At 69.8% G+C, this 19,311-nt stretch carries 20 protein-coding genes; 12 read left to right on the forward strand and 8 right to left on the reverse strand.

The features are described 5' to 3' along the window. Nucleotides 1-20: 20 nt before the first annotated feature. On the forward strand, nt 21-848 hold the full coding sequence (locus FKO37_RS21015) for an alpha/beta fold hydrolase (protein ID WP_238605505.1): 828 nt from the start codon (nt 21-23) through the stop codon (nt 846-848). Nucleotides 849-871: 23 nt separating this feature from the next. On the opposite strand, the gene FKO37_RS21020 is transcribed toward FKO37_RS21015, so the two are convergent. From FKO37_RS21020 to FKO37_RS21030, 3 genes are all read right to left on the reverse strand, one after another. Then, nucleotides 872-1,663, reverse strand: a complete 792-nt coding sequence (locus FKO37_RS21020) for an SDR family oxidoreductase (protein WP_238605506.1) — start codon at nt 1,661-1,663, stop codon at nt 872-874. Between the two features lie 247 nt (nt 1,664-1,910). After that, nucleotides 1,911-3,059: a Rieske 2Fe-2S domain-containing protein gene (locus FKO37_RS21025; RefSeq protein WP_238605507.1), complete on the reverse strand. Its 1,149-nt coding sequence runs from the start codon at nt 3,057-3,059 to the stop codon at nt 1,911-1,913. A gap of 105 nt (nt 3,060-3,164) precedes the next feature. Further along, nucleotides 3,165-3,989, reverse strand: a complete 825-nt coding sequence (locus FKO37_RS21030) for an IclR family transcriptional regulator (RefSeq protein WP_037812275.1) — start codon at nt 3,987-3,989, stop codon at nt 3,165-3,167. A 159-nt stretch (nt 3,990-4,148) separates the two neighbouring features. Here FKO37_RS21030 and FKO37_RS21035 point away from each other — a divergent pair, with 159 nt between their 5' ends. From FKO37_RS21035 to FKO37_RS21055, 5 genes are all read left to right on the forward strand, one after another. Beyond that, on the forward strand, nt 4,149-4,997 hold the full coding sequence (locus FKO37_RS21035; protein ID WP_238605508.1) for an LLM class F420-dependent oxidoreductase: 849 nt from the start codon (nt 4,149-4,151) through the stop codon (nt 4,995-4,997). Nucleotide 4,998: 1 nt separating this feature from the next. Beyond that, the gene (locus FKO37_RS21040) at nt 4,999-5,484 is read left to right on the forward strand and encodes a nuclear transport factor 2 family protein (protein ID WP_238605509.1); all 486 of its coding nucleotides are present in this window, start codon (nt 4,999-5,001) and stop codon (nt 5,482-5,484) included. Between the two features lie 89 nt (nt 5,485-5,573). Next, nucleotides 5,574-7,181 (forward strand): class I adenylate-forming enzyme family protein, encoded by a 1,608-nt coding sequence (locus FKO37_RS21045; protein ID WP_238605510.1) that lies wholly within the window; start codon nt 5,574-5,576, stop codon nt 7,179-7,181. Nucleotides 7,182-7,281: 100 nt separating this feature from the next. Further along, entirely contained in the window at nt 7,282-8,466 is a 1,185-nt protein-coding gene (locus tag FKO37_RS21050) for an acyl-CoA dehydrogenase family protein (protein WP_238605511.1), read from the forward strand. Nucleotides 8,467-8,495: 29 nt separating this feature from the next. Further along, nucleotides 8,496-9,416: a VOC family protein gene (locus FKO37_RS21055; protein ID WP_238605512.1), complete on the forward strand. Its 921-nt coding sequence runs from the start codon at nt 8,496-8,498 to the stop codon at nt 9,414-9,416. Nucleotides 9,417-9,469: 53 nt separating this feature from the next. On the opposite strand, the gene FKO37_RS21060 is transcribed toward FKO37_RS21055, so the two are convergent. From FKO37_RS21060 to FKO37_RS21075, 4 genes are all read right to left on the reverse strand, one after another. Continuing rightward, nucleotides 9,470-10,483: an alpha/beta fold hydrolase gene (locus tag FKO37_RS21060; RefSeq protein WP_238605513.1), complete on the reverse strand. Its 1,014-nt coding sequence runs from the start codon at nt 10,481-10,483 to the stop codon at nt 9,470-9,472. Then, nucleotides 10,483-10,833, reverse strand: a complete 351-nt coding sequence (locus FKO37_RS21065) for a hypothetical protein (protein WP_043835659.1) — start codon at nt 10,831-10,833, stop codon at nt 10,483-10,485. The genes FKO37_RS21060 and FKO37_RS21065 overlap by 1 nt, the downstream gene beginning before the upstream one ends. 12 nt (nt 10,834-10,845) lie before the next feature. Then, on the reverse strand, nt 10,846-11,346 hold the full coding sequence (locus FKO37_RS21070; RefSeq protein ID WP_037812265.1) for a TetR/AcrR family transcriptional regulator: 501 nt from the start codon (nt 11,344-11,346) through the stop codon (nt 10,846-10,848). A gap of 69 nt (nt 11,347-11,415) precedes the next feature. Beyond that, the gene (locus FKO37_RS21075; RefSeq protein ID WP_238605514.1) at nt 11,416-12,909 is read right to left on the reverse strand and encodes an FAD-dependent oxidoreductase; all 1,494 of its coding nucleotides are present in this window, start codon (nt 12,907-12,909) and stop codon (nt 11,416-11,418) included. 142 nt (nt 12,910-13,051) lie between these two features. Here FKO37_RS21075 and FKO37_RS21080 point away from each other — a divergent pair, with 142 nt between their 5' ends. From FKO37_RS21080 to FKO37_RS21100, 5 genes are read left to right on the forward strand one after another with little or no spacing between them, the layout of a single operon-like run. Beyond that, the gene (locus FKO37_RS21080) at nt 13,052-13,696 is read left to right on the forward strand and encodes a TetR/AcrR family transcriptional regulator (protein ID WP_051728922.1); all 645 of its coding nucleotides are present in this window, start codon (nt 13,052-13,054) and stop codon (nt 13,694-13,696) included. Nucleotides 13,697-13,746: 50 nt separating this feature from the next. Further along, entirely contained in the window at nt 13,747-14,520 is a 774-nt protein-coding gene (locus FKO37_RS21085) for an SDR family oxidoreductase (protein ID WP_238605515.1), read from the forward strand. Then, entirely contained in the window at nt 14,520-15,164 is a 645-nt protein-coding gene (locus FKO37_RS21090) for a PaaI family thioesterase (protein WP_238605516.1), read from the forward strand. Before FKO37_RS21085 ends, FKO37_RS21090 begins: the two co-directional genes overlap by 1 nt. After that, nucleotides 15,161-15,922: an SDR family NAD(P)-dependent oxidoreductase gene (locus tag FKO37_RS21095; RefSeq protein WP_238605517.1), complete on the forward strand. Its 762-nt coding sequence runs from the start codon at nt 15,161-15,163 to the stop codon at nt 15,920-15,922. The genes FKO37_RS21090 and FKO37_RS21095 overlap by 4 nt, the downstream gene beginning before the upstream one ends. Before the next feature lie 22 nt (nt 15,923-15,944). Continuing rightward, complete coding sequence (locus tag FKO37_RS21100; protein WP_238605518.1) at nt 15,945-17,339, forward strand: amidase; 1,395 nt, start codon at nt 15,945-15,947, stop codon at nt 17,337-17,339. On the opposite strand, the gene FKO37_RS21105 is transcribed toward FKO37_RS21100, so the two are convergent. Further along, complete coding sequence (locus FKO37_RS21105; RefSeq protein ID WP_238605519.1) at nt 17,333-17,608, reverse strand: hypothetical protein; 276 nt, start codon at nt 17,606-17,608, stop codon at nt 17,333-17,335. The genes FKO37_RS21100 and FKO37_RS21105 overlap by 7 nt on opposite strands. Nucleotides 17,609-17,732: 124 nt before the next feature. Here FKO37_RS21105 and FKO37_RS21110 point away from each other — a divergent pair, with 124 nt between their 5' ends. After that, the gene (locus tag FKO37_RS21110; RefSeq protein WP_238605520.1) at nt 17,733-18,965 is read left to right on the forward strand and encodes an NADH:flavin oxidoreductase; all 1,233 of its coding nucleotides are present in this window, start codon (nt 17,733-17,735) and stop codon (nt 18,963-18,965) included. The last annotated feature ends 346 nt before the right edge of the window (nt 18,966-19,311 follow it).

Consider the following 19,311-nt stretch of genomic DNA (forward strand, 5'->3'; position numbering starts at 1 on the left):
TGCGTCGCGTGGAGCAAGCGGTGCGGACAGAAGACGGTATCCGGCTTTGGGCGGCGAAGACGGGCGACGGCGAACCGGCCGTCTTCTGTCACGGCGGCCCGGGGCTGTGGGACATGATGGCGGACGTCGCGGCTGACCTTTCGGCAGCCGCGACCGTCTGTCGCTGGGACCAGCGAGGATGCGGCCGGTCGGAGCGGCGGGGACCGTACTCGGTGGAGACGACAGTGGCCGATCTCGACGCGGTCCGAGCCCATTTCGGCTGGGACCGCGTCGTGCTGCTCGGCCACTCGTGGGGTGCGCAGCTGGCGTTGCGCTACACGCTGGCGCATCCGGATCGGGTGACGAAGCTGGTTTACGTCTCCGGCACCGGAATCGACGACGACTCGACCTGGCACGCGGACTACGAACGCAACCTCCGCAACGCTCTGGGAAGCCGCCTGATGCGCTGGGAATCGTTGGCAGCCAAGGACCGCACCGCGGAGGAAGACCGGGAGTACTGCGTCCTGCAATGGTCAGCGGACTTCGCCGACCGGGAACGCGCGCTGGCGCACGCCGAAGCCATCGCTGACCCGTGGTTCGGCGTGAATTTCGAGTGCAACGCGGCGCTGAACCGCGAGCGTTGGCCGGACCTGTGTGGTCAGTGCGAAGCGCTGAAGGTGCCGACCCTGATCGTGGACGGAACGGCGGACATCCGGCCGCGCTCAGCAGTGGACTCGCTGGAACGCGCCTTGCCGGTGGTGTCGCGCGTCCAGTTGCCAGCCGGTCATCTGCCGTGGGTGGAGGACCCGGCTGGCTTCCACGCCGCGGTCAGCGGGTTCCTGACGAAAGAAGGGGCGGACTCGGCCTGAGTCCGCCCCTTCCTCCGCGTGAATTACCGCGTCGGGAGCAGCTTTCGCGTTGCCTCGTGCGCGGCGAGCGCCAGTTCGGCACGCGGGAATCCGCTGCGCTTCTCCGCGGTGGCGAGGTTCCCGCCCGCGACCCATACCGGCCCGTCCGCGAGGTGCGCCAGGCCCTCCCGCGCGACGTCCTCCGGTTCGGCCACGTTCAGCCCTGGCAGGTCGAACGCCAGCCCGGCCCGCTCCATCGCCGGAGTCCGCGTGACCCCCAGCACCAGTTCGAGCACGTCGACGCCGCGGTCCCGCATCTCCAGCCACAGCCCCTCGGCGAACACCCGGCCGAACGCCTTCACCGCGGAATACACGCTGATCTCCGCCTGCCCGAGATACCCCGCCAGCGAGCCGACCAGCAAGATCCCACCTCGCCCGCGTGCTGCCATCAGCGCGCCGAAGTGATGTGTCAACGCGAGCTGCGCGGTGATGTTCAGATCGATTACTCCGCGCACCTTCGACAAATCCCCGGTCACGAACTCGTGCCCGTAACTGTTCGCGCCAGCGTTGAAGATCAGCAAACCGACCTCAAGCCCGTCTGTCACTTCCCGGATCGCCGAAAGCGACTTCGGATCGAGCAGATCCGCTTGCACAGTGCGGACTTCCACCCCCCGAGCTTCGACCGCGGCCGCAGTTTCCGCCAACGGCTCAGGCTTGCGTGCGATGAGCACCAGATTGATCCCGGCCTCGGCGAGCTGGTGCGCGAACGCCGCCCCAACACCCTCCGAACCGCCCGCGACGACCGCCCACGGCCCGTACTTCTCGTGCGTGCTCATTCGCCAGCCACCGGAATTCCCCCGTCCGCAACCGCCCGGTCAATTGAATCCTGGAGCGCGTGACAGCCGCGGAACAGGTCCTCAGCACAGGCGGATCGTTCGACACAGCGCTCGGAAGCCGTGGTATCCCACTGGATGCTCGTCTGATACCAGCTGCTCTTGCGCACCTTCAGCCAAGCCTCGCACGTTCCGCATCGGACCGGCCGCATCGGCTCGTCCAGCAGCCGGTTGTCGGGGCGGACGGCCATCAGACGCGCTCGCCGGTCCGGCGGCCGAGGTTCTCCTCGACCTCCTTGCGCCACGCGGCATTCGGCTTCGCGGTGTCCAATTCGAACTCGAACCGCTCGGTCATCTCCGGCGTGACGTCCGCGACGTCCACATAGAACTGTTCGTACCAGCGCCGCAGCTGGTAGACCGGACCGTCCTCCTCGCACAGCAACGGGTTCTCGATCCGGGTCTTGTTCTTCCAGATCTGCACGTCCTGTTCGAAGCCGATCCGGATGAAATCGCCCATCTTGCGCGCGGTTTCCTCCGCCTCGGCGCCGGAAAGCTTGTCGGTGCGCTTCACGATGATCCCGTACTGCAGCTTGAACGAATTCGCCGTGACGGGGTAGTGGCAGTTGATGAGGACGGCGTCGATGTCCATGCCCTCGTAGTGATATGTCAGCTCGTCGATCATGAAAGACGGCCCGTAGTACGAGGCGACGGAGGTGTTGCCAAGCGCCTTCGGCTGGCCGTCCTTCGCGGGCGGGCGCACGTCCTCCCGCGAAGTCCCGCGCTGCAGCTGGGTGGCGACGTGTCCTTCGAAGATGTTCTTGAAGTAGGTCGGAAAAGCGAAGTGGACGTAGAAGAAGTGCGCCATGTCCACGACGTTGTCGACGACCTCGCGGCAGTTCGTGTCGACGTGCGTTTCGTACCAGGTCCAGTCGGTCCAGTCGGCGCGCGTGGCGCCCTCGATGCGCGGGATGACGACGTCGGCGGGCGGCGGATTGCCCTCGGGGTCGTTCCAGACGAACAACATTTTGTCCTGCACCATCGTCGTCCACGCGGCGGTGCGCGCCCGCAGCGGAACCCGGCGGCTGTAGGGGATCTGCTTGCACCGGCCGTCGCCGCCCCAGCGCCAGTCGTGGAACGGGCAGGCGACCTCGTTGCCCTTCACCGTGCCCTGCGACAGATCGCCGCCCATGTGCCTGCAGTACGCGTCGAGCACGTTGAGCTTGCCGTCCTCGCCGGCGAACACCACGAGCTTCTGCCCGAACGCGGTGATCGGATGCGGCTTGCCGTCGGCGAAGCTCTCGGCCAGCCCGAGACAGTGCCACCCGCGGGCGAACCGCGTGGGCGCCGCGCCGGCCTCGATCACGCGGACCTCGTCCGGTGCCGGCTCCACTGTGGTCATCGTCGGATCTCCTTCCAGTGCCCCGCTTCTGCGAGGCTGAACGTAGAACGGCGGGCCGTCCCGGCGCCGGTGACGTCCCGGTGACCGAGAGTCCTCTGTGGACGGTCAGTTCCAGGCGGGTTCGGCGGTGCGCAGCCGGACCATCGGGTACAGCTCCTGGGTGACCTGCCGCGCGGCGACCACGACGAGCGGTGCGACGCGCTCCAGTGCGGTCTGGGCGTCGCCGACGAGAGAGATCGCCGCCTCGGGTCCTTCCGGGCCTCGGATGGCAGCGGCGACGCAAGAGATGTCAGAGAAGCATTCGCCGCGTTCGAAGGCGAGGCCGTTGCGGTCGCGGATCCGGCCGAGTTCGCGGTGCAGCGTCACCATGTCGCAGATCGTGCGGCTGGTCTGGCGGCCGAGCGTCGGCATGACCCGGTCCTCGACCTGTTCGGCGGGCAGCCACGCGAGCATCGCCTTGCCGAGCGCGGTGCACTGCGCGGGCGCCCGGCCGCCGACGCGGGACGGGACGACCGCGGCGAACCGGCCGCCGACCTTGTCGAGATACCGGACGTCGGCGCCGTCGAGGATCGCCAGGTGCGCGACCATCCCGGTGCGCAACTGCAGTTCGTGCAGCACGGCCGCGGTCGCCTCGCGCAGTTCGAGGTGGTTGCCGCCGGTGCCGCCGAGGTTCAGCGCCCGTGCGCCGAGCGCGTAGCCGAACGACGAATGCGACAGCCACTGCAGCCGTACGAGCTGGTCGAGGATGCGGTGCGCGGTCGAACGGGGGAGATGGGTCGTGCGCGCGACCTGCTCGAGGGTGAGCCGGGTGCTCGGCGCGTCGAAGGCGTCGAGGATCAGCGTCATCCGCTCGACCATCGACGGCGGCAGGGCGCGGTCCCGCGCGACATCCGTGCCGAGGGAGTCCGTTTCGATCGCGACCACCGTCATGCTGTGCTCCTCGCGGACGAATTGAAATCATTTCTAGTTTTGACGGTAACACGGCGGCCTCCCGGAGCGTCAACACGCGGCGGGTCACGAGTGCGGCACGGCTCCCGATCAGCGGGAGGACCCGCTCGCGCCGGCGCGGCGGCCGGTAGGCATGGCGGCATGGACATCGGCCTCGTGAGCCCCGTGGTGACCCGGCTGCCGGGGGATCCGAACGCCTGGGAGGACAGCGCGGGCATCGAAGACCTGGCACGGATCGCGGAGACCGCGGACCGCCTCGGCTTCCATCACCTGACGTGCAGCGAGCACGTCGCGGTTCCGGTGGAGGTGGCGGAGCAGCGCGGCTCGACGTACTGGGATCCGCTCGCGACGTTCGGCTACCTGGCTGCTCGCACCAGCCGCATCCGGTTGGTCACGCAGGTGCTCGTGCTGGGATATCACCACCCGCTGGAGATCGCGAAACGCTACGGAACGCTCGACACGGTCAGCGGCGGACGACTCGTGCTCGGCCTGGGCGTCGGATCGCTGCGGGAGGAGTTCGACCTGCTGGGCGCGTCGTTCGAACAGCGCGGCGAGCGGGCCGACGACGCGCTGCGGGCGCTGCGGGCCGCGTTGTCGCAGCGGCTGCCGGAGTATCACGGGCCGCACTACGACTTCGCCGGGATGATCGTCGAACCGCATGCCGTCCAGGCGAAAGTCCCGCTGTGGATCGGCGGCCGAACCAAGCGCTCGCTCCGGCGGGCGGTGGAGCTGGCCGACGGCTGGGTCCCGTTCGGATTGTCGCTGGAAGATCTGCGCCGGATGCTCGGCACGGTCGCGCTGCCGGAGGGCTTCCAGGTCGTGCTGTCGCCCGGACGGCCGCTGGACCCCGGCGCGGCTTCCTGCCGGGAACGGCTGACCCGCGTGGTCGAGGCCGGGGCGACGACGGTCAGCGCGCGGATCGCCGCGCACTCGGCCGACCACTACCGCGAGCAGCTCGAAGCGCTCGCCGAGCTAGGAAGCGAGGTCTGAAGTGGACCGGATCGCCCAGTTGGAGGCGCGGCTCGCGCGGCTGGAGGACGAACGCGAGATCAGCAGGCTGATCGCCGCGTACGGTCCGCTGGTCGACGCCGGCGCGGCCGAGGACGTCGCCGCGCTGTGGACCGAGGACGGCGCGTACGACGTCGACGAGATCTACCTCGAAGGCCGGGAGCAGCTGGCCCGGATGGTGCGGTCGAGCGCCCACCAAGGCTGGATCTCCGGCGGATGCGCGCACTTCGTCGGCCCGCCGCACGTGACCGTCGACGGCGACACGGCGATCGCGGTCTGTCACTCGCTGATGGTGGTATATCAGGAAGACCGCTTTGTCATCCGGCGCGCCACCGCGAACCACTGGGCGCTCGCCCGCACCGACGAGGGCTGGAAGGTCACCCGGCGCACCAACCGGGTTCTCGACGGCCGGGCCGAGTCGCCCGGGCTGCTGCGGCAAGGCGCGTACGGCGAGCCAGCGTTCCGCTGAGCCGGTCCCGGTCACTGGAATCGGCCCGGCGCTCCCCGCTGCGAGCAGGCACAATCACGCCCGCACCGGTGCGAGGAGGGAGACCTTGGATGAGCCTCTCCGCTGATCCTCGGCAGGCACTGACCGCGCCCGGCGGGCCGTGCGAACTGCGCACCGAAGAGGTGCTGGGCGTGCCGATGACGGTGTTCGCCCATCGCGCGCGGTCGCTGGGGGAGGTGCTCGCGGCTTCGGCGCGGCACGGTGAACGCGAGTATCTGGTGACGGCTGACCGTCGGATCACCTTCGCCGAACACGCCCGGCAGGTGGCGTCGGTGGCCTGTGCGTTTCGCGACGAGTACGGGATCGGCAAGGGCGACCGGGTCGCGATCGCGGCCGCGAACAGTCCGGAGTGGGTGGTCGCGTTCTGGGCGACCGTGTCACTGGGCGCGATCGCGGTCGGCTACAACGCGTGGTGGTCACGGCGGGAGCTGGCGTACGCGCTCGGGCATACGCGGCCGTCTCTGGTGGTCGCCGACGCGAAGCGGGCCGCGCTGCTGGACGGCGTGCCGGTGCTGACCGTCGAGGAGGACATTCCCCGGCTGGCGCGCCGGGAGGTACCGCTGCCTTCGTGCGTTGTGGCCGAGGACGATCCGGCAGTCATCCTTTACACCAGCGGCACGACCGGACGGCCGAAAGGCGCGGTGCACACGCACCGGAACCTGACGTCGGTGATCGAGTTCCACCGCCTGAACAGCGAAATCGCCCGTGCGCTCGGCGATCCGGCGGAGCCGTCCGCGCGGCGGTACCTGCTCGGGGTGCCGCTGTTCCACATCGCCGGACTGCACAACCTGGTGGTGCCTCGGCTCGCCGACGGCAGCGCCGTTGTGGTGCACCAGGGCGGTTTCGACGCGGAGCGGGTGCTGCGATTGGTCGAGGCTGAGCGGGTGACGAACTGGGGCGTCGTGCCGACCATGGCGCACCGGCTGCTGGAACACGGCGACCTCGCGCGGTATGACCTTTCTTCGCTGACTGCGTTCACGCTCGGCGCTGCGCCTTCTTCGCCGGCCTTTCAACAACGGCTGCGTGCGGAACTCCCGATAGCGGCACAGGGATTAGTCGACAGTTACGGGCTGACGGAATCGTCCACGGCTATTTCCGTTGCCAATGCGGATGATCTGGCCGCTTTCCCCGGCACTGTCGGGCGTCCCATCGCGACGGTGGAACTGGAGATCCGGGACGCGTACGGCGAGGTGATGCCGGACGGCAGCGCGGGGGAGATCTGCGTCCGCAGTCCGTTCACGATGCTCGGCTATTGGGAAGACCCCGAGGCCACCGCGGCCGCTGTCGACGCCGATCGGTGGCTGCACACCGGCGACATCGGGGTTCTCTCCGAGGGACAGCTCCGGCTCACCGCACGGCGTTCGGATTTGATCCTGCACGGCGGGGAGAACGTTTATCCGGCCGAGGTGGAGAACGTGCTCGCGGAACATCCGGCGGTGCGGGAATGCATTGTGCTGGGCGTGCCGCATGTCGACCTGGGGCAGGAAGTGGCTGCGGTCGTGGTGGTCTCGGCACCGGTCGACGCGGCGGAGTTGCGGGCGTTTGCGGCCGAGCGGCTGGCGTATTACAAGGTCCCGTCGCGGTGGCGGATCGGAACGGAACCGTTGCCGCGCAACGTGACCGGCAAGGTCGTGCGGAACCAGGTGCCGCGGCCCTGATCCCGTTGACCGGGAGCGCACCCACGCGCTCGCGGGTTCCGCTGGGAGGCTCAGGGCAGCCGGGACCGCACCGTATCCGGACCGGAGAAAGGGAAGCGCCATGACCCATCCCGCTCTTGCCGCCGTCGAGGAACGGTCCGAAGAGATCGCCGCGCTCGGACCGGAAAACGAGCGGCTCGGCCGGCTCGCCGACGAAGCGGCGAAGGTGCTCCGGGAAACCGGCGCGATCAAAATGCTCCAGCCCGCCGATTACGGCGGCGCGGAAGCGCATCCGCGCGAATTCGCGGAAACGGTGATGCGGCTGGCTTCGCTCGACGGTTCGACGGGCTGGGTCGCCGGGATCATCGGCGTGCACCCGTGGGAAATGGCGCTCTGCGACCGTCGCGTGCAGGAAGAAATCTGGGGTGCGGACAACGACACCTGGATCGCTTCGCCGTACGCGCCTATGGGCGTGCTGAAACCGGTCGACGGCGGGTATGTCTTCAATGGACGGTGGCAGTTCTCGTCCGGCACCGATCATTGCGACTGGATTTTCCTCGGCGGTTTTCTCGGCGACGCGGACGGCAATGTGCTGCAGCCGCCCCGGAACTACCACGTGATCCTGCCGCGCGCGGACTACGAAATCGTCGAGGATACCTGGGACGTCGTCGGCCTGCGCGGCACCGGAAGCAAGGACATCGTCGTCAAGGACGCGTTCGTCCCGGAGTACCGTGCGGTGCCGTTCAGCCGGATGACCGACGGAAGCGCGCTGCGGGAATCCGGCCGCACCAACCCGACGTACGGCGTCCCGTTCACGACGATTTTCCCGCTCGGCATCACGTCCGCGGTGATCGGCATCGCGGAAGGTGCGTTGGCGGCGCATCTGGCATATCAACGCACGCGCGTGCAAATCACCGGGACCCGGGTGAAGGACGATCCGTACGTGCTGTACGCGATCAGCGCCGCCGCGGAGGAGATCAAAGCGTCGCGAATCGCCATGCTGGACAACGTTTCCCGGTTCTACGACAAGGCCGCCGCGGGCGAGCCGGTGACGCTCGCCGACCGTGCCGCGTCGCGCCGCACCCAGGTCGCTGCGGCGTGGCGGGCGGTGCGCGCGATGGACGAGGTGGTCGCCCGCAGCGGCGGCAACGGCCTGCGGATGGACAACCCGATCCAGCGGTTCTGGCGGGACGGCCACATGGGCCTGGCGCACGCGATCCACGTGCCCGGTTCGGTGTTCCACGCGTCCGCGCTGACCGACCTCGACGTCGAGCCGCCGCCCGGCCCGATGCTGTCCATGATCTGATTTTTTCCCACCCCGCAAGGAGTTTCGCCATGACCGAGATCCGAGGGCTCGGATACCTCCGAGTCCAGAGCCGGGACGTGCCGCGCTGGCGCGAGCTGACCGTGGAGGCGCTGGGCTTCGCCGAGACGGCCGGCCCGGTCGCCGACGGCCTGTACCTCCGGATGGACGAACGCGAGGCACGGCTGATCGTGCTGCCCGGCGAGGACGACCGGGTGCTCGCGGTCGGCTGGGAGGTGCGCGACCAGTTCGCGCTGGCCGCCGTCGGGCGCGCGGTGGAGGCGTCCGGCACCGCGGTGAAAGTGTTGTCGGAACAGCAATGCCGCGAACGCCGCGTCGATTCGGCGCTCACCTTCGACGACCCGTCCGGCACCCCGGTCGAGGTGTTCTTCGGCCCGGTCCTCGACCACGACCCGGTGCGGACGAAGTGGACGCAGCAGTTCGTGACCGGCGCGCAGGGCATGGGCCACGTCGTGCTGCCGACGACGAGCTTCGCCGAGGTCGAGACGTTCTACACCGAGGTGCTCGGCTTCCTCCCGCGCGGCGCGGTCGCGATGGGCGGCGCGGCCCCGGACCAGAAACCCCGCCGGGTGCGGTTCATGGGCGTCAACCAGCGCCACCACAGCCTGGCGATCTGCCCGGCCCCGCACGGCGAACCGCCCGGCCTGGTGCACCTGATGGTCGAGGTCGACTCCCTCGACGCGGTCGGCCGAGCCCTGGACGAGGTCGGCAAACGCGGATTCTCGGTGTCCTCGACGCTGGGGCGGCACACGAACGACAAGATGGTCTCGTTCTACGTCCGGGCGCCTGGCGGGTGGGACCTGGAGTACGGGACCGAGGGAATGCTGGTGGACGAGCGGTTCTATACGGCGGAGGAGATCACGCGGGACAGTTATTGGGGGCACGACTGGTCCGGGTCGGAGCAGTTGGCGGCGTTCACTTCGCCGCAGTGAGGGTGGGTGTAGTGGCGATCCCGGTTAGCACCGCGATCGCCACTCACGACCCCTCAGCGCCCCGCAAATCGATGCAGGGCGTCGAGCACAGCAGGCGCGGGCGTATCCGGATGGCCGGCGTCGTGCAGCAGGTGGTCCACTCCGGGCAGCCGCACCCGGCCCGGTCCGCCGACGTGCGCGCGGCGCAGGGCGACGGTCAGCGCATCCGTTGTAGCGCAAGGAACTTGCGCGTCATTCGTGCCACAGGTAAGCAGCACCCTGGTCCCCGGCCGCAGCGCCGCGGCGGTGGCAGGCGGGTAGACGGCGTCGTCGCTGTCCACGAACCGGCCGTTCTGCCCTTGGAAGCCCTGGAACAGCTGCGCGACGGCGGGCGGCAGGCCGGTGGCGTCGACCGGCCGGTGTTCGCGCAGGGCGGTGACGGCGGCGTCGATCGCCGCGTCGACAGTCCGCTGCTGCTCCGGATCGAGCTGGCCTTGGCGGGCCGCCTCGGCGATCTGGGCGTGCAGCTGGAGCGCGACCAGGTCCAGCAAGCGGATAGCTTGGGGTTGCAGCAGTACCAGGCTGGCCGGACGGGGACGGACTGAGCCACCGAGCAGCAGCGCGGTCATCGCGCCTTCGCTGTGCCCGACGACAGTCAGCGCGTGCGGTGCTGTCTCCGGCTGTTCGCGCAACGTCTCGTAGGCGGCTTTCGCCTGACGGACGAACGCCGGATAGTCGAGCGTTTCGGGATGGTCGCGGTAGGCGCCGAGCCCAGTGGCGCCGGTTCCGTACTTGTCGAACCGCAGCGTGACGACCCGGTCGCGGTCGAGCGCATCAGCTACCTGCGCCAGGGTGTTCGGGGACATGCGCGGCTGGTTGCCGTCGCGATCGGTGGGGCCGCTGCCGGGCAGCAGGAGCGCGGCGCGCAAACGTTGGCCGGCTCGGTGCGCGGGAACGTGCAGGGTGCCGTACGTCGGCGTCCCCTCGACGGTGAAGACGATTTCGCGGTCGGCAGCGGGCACGAGATCGGGCACCGCCGCGACGGGGGCGGCCGTGGTCAGTGCGACTGCTGCGAGGTGGGAGAGCATCAGCGCAGCGCCTTCTCGACCAGTGCGACGGTCGCGCGCGGGTCGTCGACTTGGAGGACGAGGCGGGCGTAGCGCTCGTCGGCGAGTTCGAGCACGACGGCCTTCGCCGGATCCTTGACGTCCCAGAAGACCTTTTCGCCGTCGAGGTGGAACGTGCCCGCCGTGATCACGCCGGGCACGTGGGCTCCGGGCGCGCGGATCCCCTTGGGGTCGGCGGCGATGCCGGGGTCCGCGGTCGCGCCGCGGACGTTGGCCAGCGGGATGGTCAGGCTGCTCTTGAAGGCCCACAGCTTGTCGAGACCTTCGATCACGACGACGAGGTTGCCGCCGTCGATGGTGACCAATGCCATGTCTTTTCCTTGTCAGTTAAGGGGATCGAGCAGTTGGGCCAGCGCGGTGCCCGGGTCGCCGGGGTCGCCGCGCAAGCGGAGGCCCAGTGCGGCGGACGTGAGGGCGGCGGCCAGTGCGGTGGAAATGCCGAGCGCGTCGGCAATCGCCTGATCGAGCGTGGCCAGCGCCTCGGCGACCTCGGCAGCCGCCTCCTCGTCGGCCGGCGCCCGTTCGACCGCCGCGAGCAGCAGCATGCCGAGGTCAGCCGACGCGACGAGCCGGAGCGCCGTCGCGGCGTCCGGCGCCGCGGCGAGCGCTTCGGCCAGGGGACGGACGTCGTCGGCGAGATGGCGGCGCAGCGCGGCCAGATAGAGGCCGCGCTTGCTGCCGAACGTCTTGTACAAGCTGTTGCGGTGCACGCCGAGGTGCGTGACGAGGTCGTCGACGGACACTCCGTCGTACGCGCGGCCGCCGAACAACCCCACGGCGGCGCGCACCACCTCGTCCTCGTCGAATGCCCTTCGCCTGCCCATGTCCTGACGGTAGCCTTTTGAGGAACGATCAGTCAAGAACGATCGTTCCTTAAAAATTGCGGCTCCGGATCAGCTTCCGGCCCGCGCCACCAGATCGTCGACCGCCCGGGCAGCGAAAGCCATCGCGGTGCCCAACGGAATACCCGGCCCCGGGTAGTAACCGCCGGTCATGGAAGCCGCTGAATTCCCGACCGCGTAAAGGCCTTCCACCGCCGAACCGTCCTCGCGCAGCACCCGGGCGTCCGGATCGGTCACCAGGCCGCCCTTCGTGCCCAGGTCCGACAGCACCAGCCGGGCAGCGCGGAACGGCGGGCGATCTACCGGCACCAGTACCGGATTCGCGAAGTGCCGCGCGTATTCGTCCTCACCCCGGCCGAAATCCGCGTCGTGCCCAGCCTCGGCGAAAGAATTGAAGCGGGCGACCGTCTCCGGCAGCTCCGGAGCATCGATCAGCTTCGCCAGCTCCGCGAGCGTGTCCGCTTCTACCCAGGTGCCGGCCGCCAGATGGTCGTCCGGCCGTCCGCCCGGCAACGCGATCGCGGGCAGCCGTCCGCCCTCGCGGCTGTCGAACACGATGTGCGACGGGATCCGCCGCGCCGGGTCCGCTGCCATCTCACGACCCATCTGGTCGTATGGCAGCGATTCGTTCGCATACCGCCGCCCGTCGCGGTCGACGACGAGTCCGCCGCGGAAGCCGAGCGTGAACGACGCGCCGCCGTCCGGCATCGCGATTCCCGGGCACCACCAGCCCTCGTCCATCAGGTCGACGGCCGCGCCCAGTGCGATCGCCGCCGCCAGGACCTGGCCGCGGTTCGTTTCCGCGGGTGCCATCGACCACGCCGCCGAGCCGGGCACGCCGGACTGTTCCCGCAGGTCCGCGTTCCGCTCGAACCCGCCGGCGCCGATGAGCACGCCGTAGGTCGCCCCGATCCGCCGCGGTCCGACGCCGACGACCCGCCCGTTCTCGACCACCAGCTCGTCGACCGGCGTACTGGTGAAGACGGTGCCGTTGCCGGTCGCGTCGAAGGCCAGCAGCAGCCGGCCGATCAGCGCGCGGCCGCTGTCCAACGGGGCGTCGCGGTGCCCGCGGCCGGCGCGGTCGCGGTCTACCGGCGGACGCACCAGCTCGGCCCGTTCGCCCAGCTCGGACAGCGGCAGGTCGACCGGGACGAACGAGCGTCCGCCAGGGACGCGGCCGGGCCGGTCGAAATAGTCCGGGAACGCCCGCCATTCGAACTCGAGCGCCGGATCCGCCTCCAGCGCCGCGACCAGCTCCGGCGCCTTCGCCAGGAACGCCTCCTGCCGCCCGGTCCGGTCCTCGCCGAGCAGCGCGCGCAGGTACTCGCGCGCGGCGGCGGTGGAATCCGCGACCCCGAACCGCTCCTGGACCTGCGTGCCGGGCAGCCAGCAGGCCGCGCCGGAGTACGCGGAAGTCCCGCCGAGCCGGTCCGCGGCCTCGACCACCGCGGTGCGCAACCCGGCCCGGGCAGCGAGGTACGCGCCGGTCAGCGCGCCCGCGCCGGACCCGACCACCACCACGTCGAACTGGTCGTCGAAAGCCATGAGTCCTCCAAGTCGTCGCGACCCGGCGAGCCAACCGCATCCGCGGCGCGCCGGGGCGCGGTCATCCCACTCACCGGTAGCGGCGGCGCCCGGTGGGAGGATCGTGCGCGAGAATGGCCTGATCACGAGCGGAGGAGTCGCGGTGCCGAGAGTCGCCGAAAACCGGGCGCCGGCCACGCCGAGTTCGCCCGCGCAGCAGGAGCGCTACCGCCGCATCCTGCGAGCGGCCGCGGACCACGGCGCCGAGCACGGCCTCGACCGGATCCAGATGCTCGACGTCGCCCGCGACGCCGGCGTCGCCATCGCCACGCTCTACCGGTACTTCCCGTCCAAGACGGTCCTGTTCACCGCGCTGCTGCACAGCCAGGTCGAGCAGCTGGACCGCAACAGCGTCCCGGTCGAACCCGGCCAGGAACCGGCCGAGGCGGTCGCGCGCGTGCTGGTCGACGCCGCCCGCCGCCTGCTGGAACGGCCGCGGCTCGCGCAGGCGATGCTGCAGTCGAACAACGCGACCGTCGCGGGGGAGTCGCCGAACATGGCCGCGACGGTGGAGTTCGCCGACCTGATCCTGCGCGTCGCCGGGGTGGCCGAGGCGAGCGAGCACGACCGCCGTCTGGTCCGGCTGATCGAGCAGACCTGGTACGGCGTGCTGACGTCCCAGCTGAACGGGCACATCACCGCCGAGGAAGCGGAAGCGGACACGGTGCTGGCTTGCCGGTTGCTGCTGGCGGGGCTGGGCGGGCCGGGTTCTCCCGGTGACCGGGATGGGACCGCCGCGCCGGGCTGAGTCCTCGTAGCGTCGGGGCCGTTCCCGGAACCCCACCTCAGGAGGCCCTCATGCCGCGCACCGTCGTCGTCACCGGAGCGAGTTCGGGGATCGGGGCGGCGCTCAGCGGTCTCCTCGCCGAACGCGGCGACCAGGTCCTCGGCGTCGACCTCGCGGGCAGCGACGTGGACGCGGACCTCTCGACCCCGCACGGCCGCGCCGCTGCCGCCGAGGAGGTCGGCAAGCGCACCGGACAGGTCGACGCCGTGGTGACCTGTGCCGGCACGTCGAACCCCGGCGAAGCCATGGTCACGGTGAACTACTTCGGCAGCACCGAGTTCATCGAAGCCCTGCAGCCGCTCCTCGCGAAATCCGAGGCGCCGCGGGTCGTGCTGGTCGGCTCGATCTCCGGCACCCAGCCGAACGACCCCGCCGTGGTCGACGCCTGCCTGCGCGGCGACGAGCAAGCCGCGCTGACCGCCGCCCGCGCGGCGATCGCGGACAATCGCGCGCTCCAGCTGTACCCGTCCTCGAAGTCCGCGATCGCGCAATGGGCGCGCCGGACGTCGGTTTCGCCAGGCTGGGCCGACGCGGGAATCGCGGTCAACGTGGTCGCGCCCGGCGTGGTCCGGACGCCGATGACCGACGGGCTTTTCGCCGACCCGCAGATGAAAGCCGTGATGGACAAAGCAGTCCCGATGCCGCTGCACGGTTATGCAGCTGCGGAGGATGTCGCGCGCGTCCTCGCGTACTTCGCCGACGCCGCGACCACGCACATCACCGGCCAGGTCGTCTACGTCGACGGCGGCGCCGAGGCGACCCTCCGCCCGGCGGCGCACTACTGATGACGACTTACGCCGAGAACGTCCCGTTGTCGCCCGTTCCGAACGACGACGGCATCGACGCTGCCGTCGCGGCCGCCCGCCGGGTGGTCAGCGCGCTCCTGCACGCGGGTGCGGACAGCGCCGCGCCGATGACCGAGATCGCCCGCGAACTCGACCGGATCGCCGACCAGCTCGAAGAACACGCGCCGGAGCGGCACGACCGGTTCGTCGGAATGTGGGCCGGGCGACCGCGCCACGATCCCGTCACCGGCCCGGAAAACGCGCTCGCGCCGCCGCTGCACCTGCACGGTTTGCCCGACGGCTCGGTCACCGGAACCGTGACGCTCGGCCTGCCATATCAGGGTCCGCCGGGCTGCGTGCACGGCGGGATTTCCGCGCTGTTGCTGGATCACGCGCTCGGCGTCGCCAACAGCTGGGGGCCCGGGCCGGACGGGATGACCGGCACGCTCAGCGTCCGCTACCACCGGACGACCCCGCTGTTCGAGGAACTGACGATTCGCGCGCGGCAGCAATCCAGCGAGGGCCGCCGGATCCACACCACCGGCGAAATTCTCGCCGGCGGCCAGGTTTGCGTTTCCGCCGACGGCATTTTCGTGGCGAAACACGTCGCGCGACCGGTTGCCCCAGACGAAGGAGGCCGATGAACACGCTCGCGGGCCGGGTGGCCCTGGTGACGGGTGCCGGACAAGGCGTCGGGCAAGGAATCGCGCTGGCGCTGGCAGGGGAGGGGGCGTCGGTCGCGGTTCTCGGGCGTACGCGCGGCAAACTCGACGAGACCTGTCGCCTCGTGCGTGAGCGGGGAGGTTCCGCGGAGCCGTTCGAGTGCGATGTCGCGGATACTACGGCTATTCCCGGCGTTGTCGACGAGGTTGTTTCGCGGTTCGGCCGGCTGGACATTCTGGTCAACAATGCGTACTCCGGAGCTTTCGGCCCGTTGCTGAAAATGAGCGACGAGGATTTCGCGCGCGGTTTCGAGACTGGCCCGTTCGCCGCTTTCGCGTTCATGAAAGCTGCCCACCCGCATTTGAAGGCGACCTGTGACGGTTCGATCGTCAACCTGGTCACGTCAGCGATGGTGCGTTGGGATCCCACCACCTACGGTGCTTACGCCGCAGCGAAACAAGCCTTGCGCTCGCTGTCGCGCACTGCCGCGGTGGAGTGGGCGCGCGACGGGATCCGGGTCAACGCGATCGCGCCGCACGCGTTGTCGCCCGGTTTGAAATGGTGGACCGAGCACAATCCCGAAGAGGCCGCCGAATTCGTCGCGACCATTCCGATGGGCCGGATCGGGGAATGCGAAGAGGACATCGGCCGCGCGGTCGTCGCGCTGGTCGGTTCCGATCTGCGCTACCTGACCGGAGCCACCGTGCCGCTCGACGGCGGCCAAGCCTTCTTCGGCTGAGCCCTTCTGAGGAGACCTCGCTGTGTCCACCCTTTCAGCCCTCTACACCGCCGCCGCTATCCGCCGCGGCGACCTGTCCGCCCGGGAAGCCGCCGAACAAGCGATCGCCCGCATCGAGGAAGCGAATCCGCAGCTCAACGCCGTCGTCGGCCGCCGCTCCGAAGCCGCGCTCGCGGAAATCGACGCCGGTCTCCCGAACGGCCCGCTCACCGGAGTCCCGTTCCTGGTCAAGGACCTCGGCACCGAAATCGCCGGTCTCCCCGCGACCCAGGGCAGTGCGCTCTTCGCCGCCGCAGTGTCCACAGTGGACAGCGAACTGATCCGCCGCTACAAACGCGCCGGTCTGGTCATCCTCGGCACCACCAACACCCCGGAATTCGGCCTCAACGCCAGCACCGAACCGCAACTGCACGGCCCCACCCGAAACCCGCACGACCCGTCCCGCTCACCCGGCGGCTCCAGCGGCGGTTCCGCGGCCGCCGTCGCCGCGGGCTTGGTCCCCGCCGCCCACGCAACCGACGGCGGCGGCTCGATCCGCATCCCGTCGGCCATGTGCGGTTTGGTCGGCCTGAAACCGAGTCGCGGCCGCACCACCGGCGCCCCCGACTCCGGCACCCTCGCCGCCCCAGTCTCCGTCGCCCACGCGGTGACCACGACTGTCCGTGACAGCGCCGCCCTGCTGGACGCGATCGCCGGACCACTCCCGGGTGAAGCCTTCGCCGCCCCGACGTCTCCCGGCACCTTCCTCGACGCGACCCGCCGCACCCCCGGCCGCCTCCGCATCGGCCTCGCCACCCAAGCCCGAACCGGCGTCGACCCGCATCCGGTGTGCCTTGCCGCTGTGCAGCAGACGGCGAAACTGTGCGAGGAACTAGGCCATCACGTCGAGGAAACCGTGGCCCCGTTCGATTTCCCGGACGTCCGCACGACCGGCGGAGTGCTGATGGGCGCGGACCTGGTGGTGATCGTCGAAGACCGGCTGGCCGCCCTGGGCCGCGAACTGCGGCCGGGCGATGTCGAGCCGTTCACCGAGCTGCTGCTGGACCACTACCGGGGCCTGACCGCCAACCAACTCCACCGCGCCCTGCGGCGGGCCCAGGAGATCGGGTGGGAGGTCGGGCAGGTCTTCACCTCCTACGACGTGCTGCTCACGCCGACCCTGCCACTCCCGACTCCGCCGCTGGGCTTGCTGGACACGACGGATCCCGCGTCGATTTATGAGCACGCGGCTGGGTTCTCGGCGTGGACGAGCGTTTTCAACGTGACCGGGATGCCTGCGATCTCACTCCCGCTCGGGAGCGACGATGACGGCTTGCCGTTGGGGGTGCAGTTCGCGGCGGACCTGGGGCAGGAGGGGCTGTTGTTGTCGTTGGCAGCGCAGTTGGAAGAAGCGGCTCCCTGGCCGGTCCCTCAGTAGCGGTATGCGGGCGACGCGCTGCTCAGCAGCTGGGCCATGATGACGATGATCCCGATCGAGGTCAGGATCGCCCACATCACGACAATGGTGGCGATGACCAGCGCGTGCCGTCGGATCGCCGCGAGCTGGCCCAGGATCTCCAGGTTGATCCGGTTCGCGTAGTCCGTCGGCCCGTCCGTTTCGGACGCTTCCTTGAGCCGCTCGGCGATCGCGACGGGTCCGGTGAACGCGTCGGGGTGATAGCGGGGGCGCGGCTTGAAATCGGTCATGGGCGGTTTCTCCTCCGCTGAGGCATGAAGCGGCCGCGGCGTTACCGCTCTCAAGAGCCCGCCGCTCTCCCGGTCACCGAGATCGCCGGAGCAGGCCGCACCCTCCGTTTCCTACCGTGACAAGGTGACTTCCACGACCCCCACCCCGCCCGATCCGCTGGCTCCTGCCCGGCTCGGGCCGGTGCAGTTGCGCAATCGCGTTGTCAAGGCGGCGACCTACGAGGGGCTCAGCCATCACGGCCGGGTCACTCGGGATCTGGTCGATTTCCACGTCGGCTACGCGAAGGGCGGCGTCGGGATGACGACGGTCGCCTACTGCGCGGTCGCCAAGGAAGGCCGCACCGACCGGCATCAGATTTACTGGACCGACGAATCGCTGCCCGGGCTGCGCGTGCTCACCGACGCGGTGCACGCCGAGGGCGCGGCGGTTTCGGCACAGATCGGGCACGGCGGGCCGGTCGCGAATCCGAAAGGGAACGGGCTGCCCGCGCTCGCGCCGAGCCGGTACTTCCACAAGACGACGCTCAGTTTCGCCCAGGAAATCGACCACGCCGGCATCGAACGCGTCAAACGCGCCCACGCCGACGCGGCCCTGCGCGCCATCGAGTGCGGCTTCGACGCGATCGAGGTCCACTTAGGACACAACTACCTGATCAGTTCCTTCTTGAGCCCGAAACTCAACCATCGCACCGACGAATACGGCGGCTCGCTGGAAAACCGCGCCCGGCTCGCGCGCGACACAATGCGTGCGGTGCGCGACGCCGTCGGCGACCGGATCGCGGTGATCGTGAAAATGAACATGGACGACGGCGCACCCGGCGGCTTCTGGCTCGACGAAGCCATCCCGGTAACGCAATGGCTCGAAGCCGACGGCACCTGCGACGCGCTCGAAATGACCGCCGGATCGTCGCTGCTCAACCCGATGTACCTCTTCAAAGGGGACGCGCCGGTCCGCGAGTTCGCGGCGGTGATGCCGCAGCCGCTGAAATTGGGCGTGCAGGCGGTCGGGAAGCATTTCATTCGCGAATATCCTTACCGGGACGCGTTTCTGCTCGAGGACGCGCGGCAGATCCGAGCCGCGGTGAAGCTGCCGATGGTGCTGCTCGGCGGGATCACCGACCGCGCGGCGATGGATTTGGCGATGCGGGAAGGGTTCCAGTACGTCGCGATGGGGCGGGCGTTGCTGCGCGAGCCGGATCTGGTGAATCGCATCGCGGCGGAGCCGGAGACGCCGTCGTTGTGCATCCACTGCAACAAGTGCATGCCGACGAACTTCACCGGGACGCGATGCGTGCTGGTGGACCGGACTACGACCCGGGGTGCGGACTGGGGAAAGCCTGCGGGGTACGTGGGCTGAGCGGTTCGTGAGTGTTCATACCGGTTCTAACCGGTATGAACACTCACGAGGCACCGTTCGGGTTGCCGCCCGGCTGGTCGGCTGCGCGTGGGCCGGGCGGGGGTTGGCGGCTCGTGGGAGGGGCCGTGGTGGTGCGCGGGCTGGGCGAGTGTTGGTGGGCGGGCGGAGTCGCGATGCGGCCAAGACGGGGCCGTGGCGGCGCGACGGCAGGGCCGAGGCGGGGCGAGGGACGGATCAGTGGTGCGGCGAGGGCGGGGCTGTGGCGGGGTGAGGACGGCCTGTGACGGGGCGACGGCGGGGCTGTGGCGGGGTGAGGACGGGGCTGTGGGGGAGTGAGGACGGGGCT

Origin of the sequence: Amycolatopsis sp. Poz14 (assembly GCF_006704225.1) — a bacterium.
GTDB classification, from domain to species: Bacteria; Actinomycetota; Actinomycetes; order Mycobacteriales; family Pseudonocardiaceae; genus Amycolatopsis; species Amycolatopsis nivea.

Coding starts and splice junctions, on each gene's coding strand:
- FKO37_RS21020 (WP_238605506.1), bottom strand. CDS start 1,663: ATGAGCACGCACGAGAAGTACGGGCCGTGGGCGGTCGTCGCGGGCGGT.
- FKO37_RS21025 (WP_238605507.1), bottom strand. CDS start 3,059: ATGACCACAGTGGAGCCGGCACCGGACGAGGTCCGCGTGATCGAGGCC.
- FKO37_RS21030 (WP_037812275.1), bottom strand. CDS start 3,989: ATGACGGTGGTCGCGATCGAAACGGACTCCCTCGGCACGGATGTCGCG.
- FKO37_RS21035 (WP_238605508.1), top strand. CDS start 4,149: ATGGACATCGGCCTCGTGAGCCCCGTGGTGACCCGGCTGCCGGGGGAT.
- FKO37_RS21045 (WP_238605510.1), top strand. CDS start 5,574: ATGAGCCTCTCCGCTGATCCTCGGCAGGCACTGACCGCGCCCGGCGGG.
- FKO37_RS21050 (WP_238605511.1), top strand. CDS start 7,282: ATGACCCATCCCGCTCTTGCCGCCGTCGAGGAACGGTCCGAAGAGATC.
- FKO37_RS21055 (WP_238605512.1), top strand. CDS start 8,496: ATGACCGAGATCCGAGGGCTCGGATACCTCCGAGTCCAGAGCCGGGAC.
- FKO37_RS21060 (WP_238605513.1), bottom strand. CDS start 10,483: ATGCTCTCCCACCTCGCAGCAGTCGCACTGACCACGGCCGCCCCCGTC.
- FKO37_RS21065 (WP_043835659.1), bottom strand. CDS start 10,833: ATGGCATTGGTCACCATCGACGGCGGCAACCTCGTCGTCGTGATCGAA.
- FKO37_RS21070 (WP_037812265.1), bottom strand. CDS start 11,346: ATGGGCAGGCGAAGGGCATTCGACGAGGACGAGGTGGTGCGCGCCGCC.
- FKO37_RS21075 (WP_238605514.1), bottom strand. CDS start 12,909: ATGGCTTTCGACGACCAGTTCGACGTGGTGGTGGTCGGGTCCGGCGCG.
- FKO37_RS21085 (WP_238605515.1), top strand. CDS start 13,747: ATGCCGCGCACCGTCGTCGTCACCGGAGCGAGTTCGGGGATCGGGGCG.
- FKO37_RS21090 (WP_238605516.1), top strand. CDS start 14,520: ATGACGACTTACGCCGAGAACGTCCCGTTGTCGCCCGTTCCGAACGAC.
- FKO37_RS21095 (WP_238605517.1), top strand. CDS start 15,161: ATGAACACGCTCGCGGGCCGGGTGGCCCTGGTGACGGGTGCCGGACAA.
- FKO37_RS21105 (WP_238605519.1), bottom strand. CDS start 17,608: ATGACCGATTTCAAGCCGCGCCCCCGCTATCACCCCGACGCGTTCACC.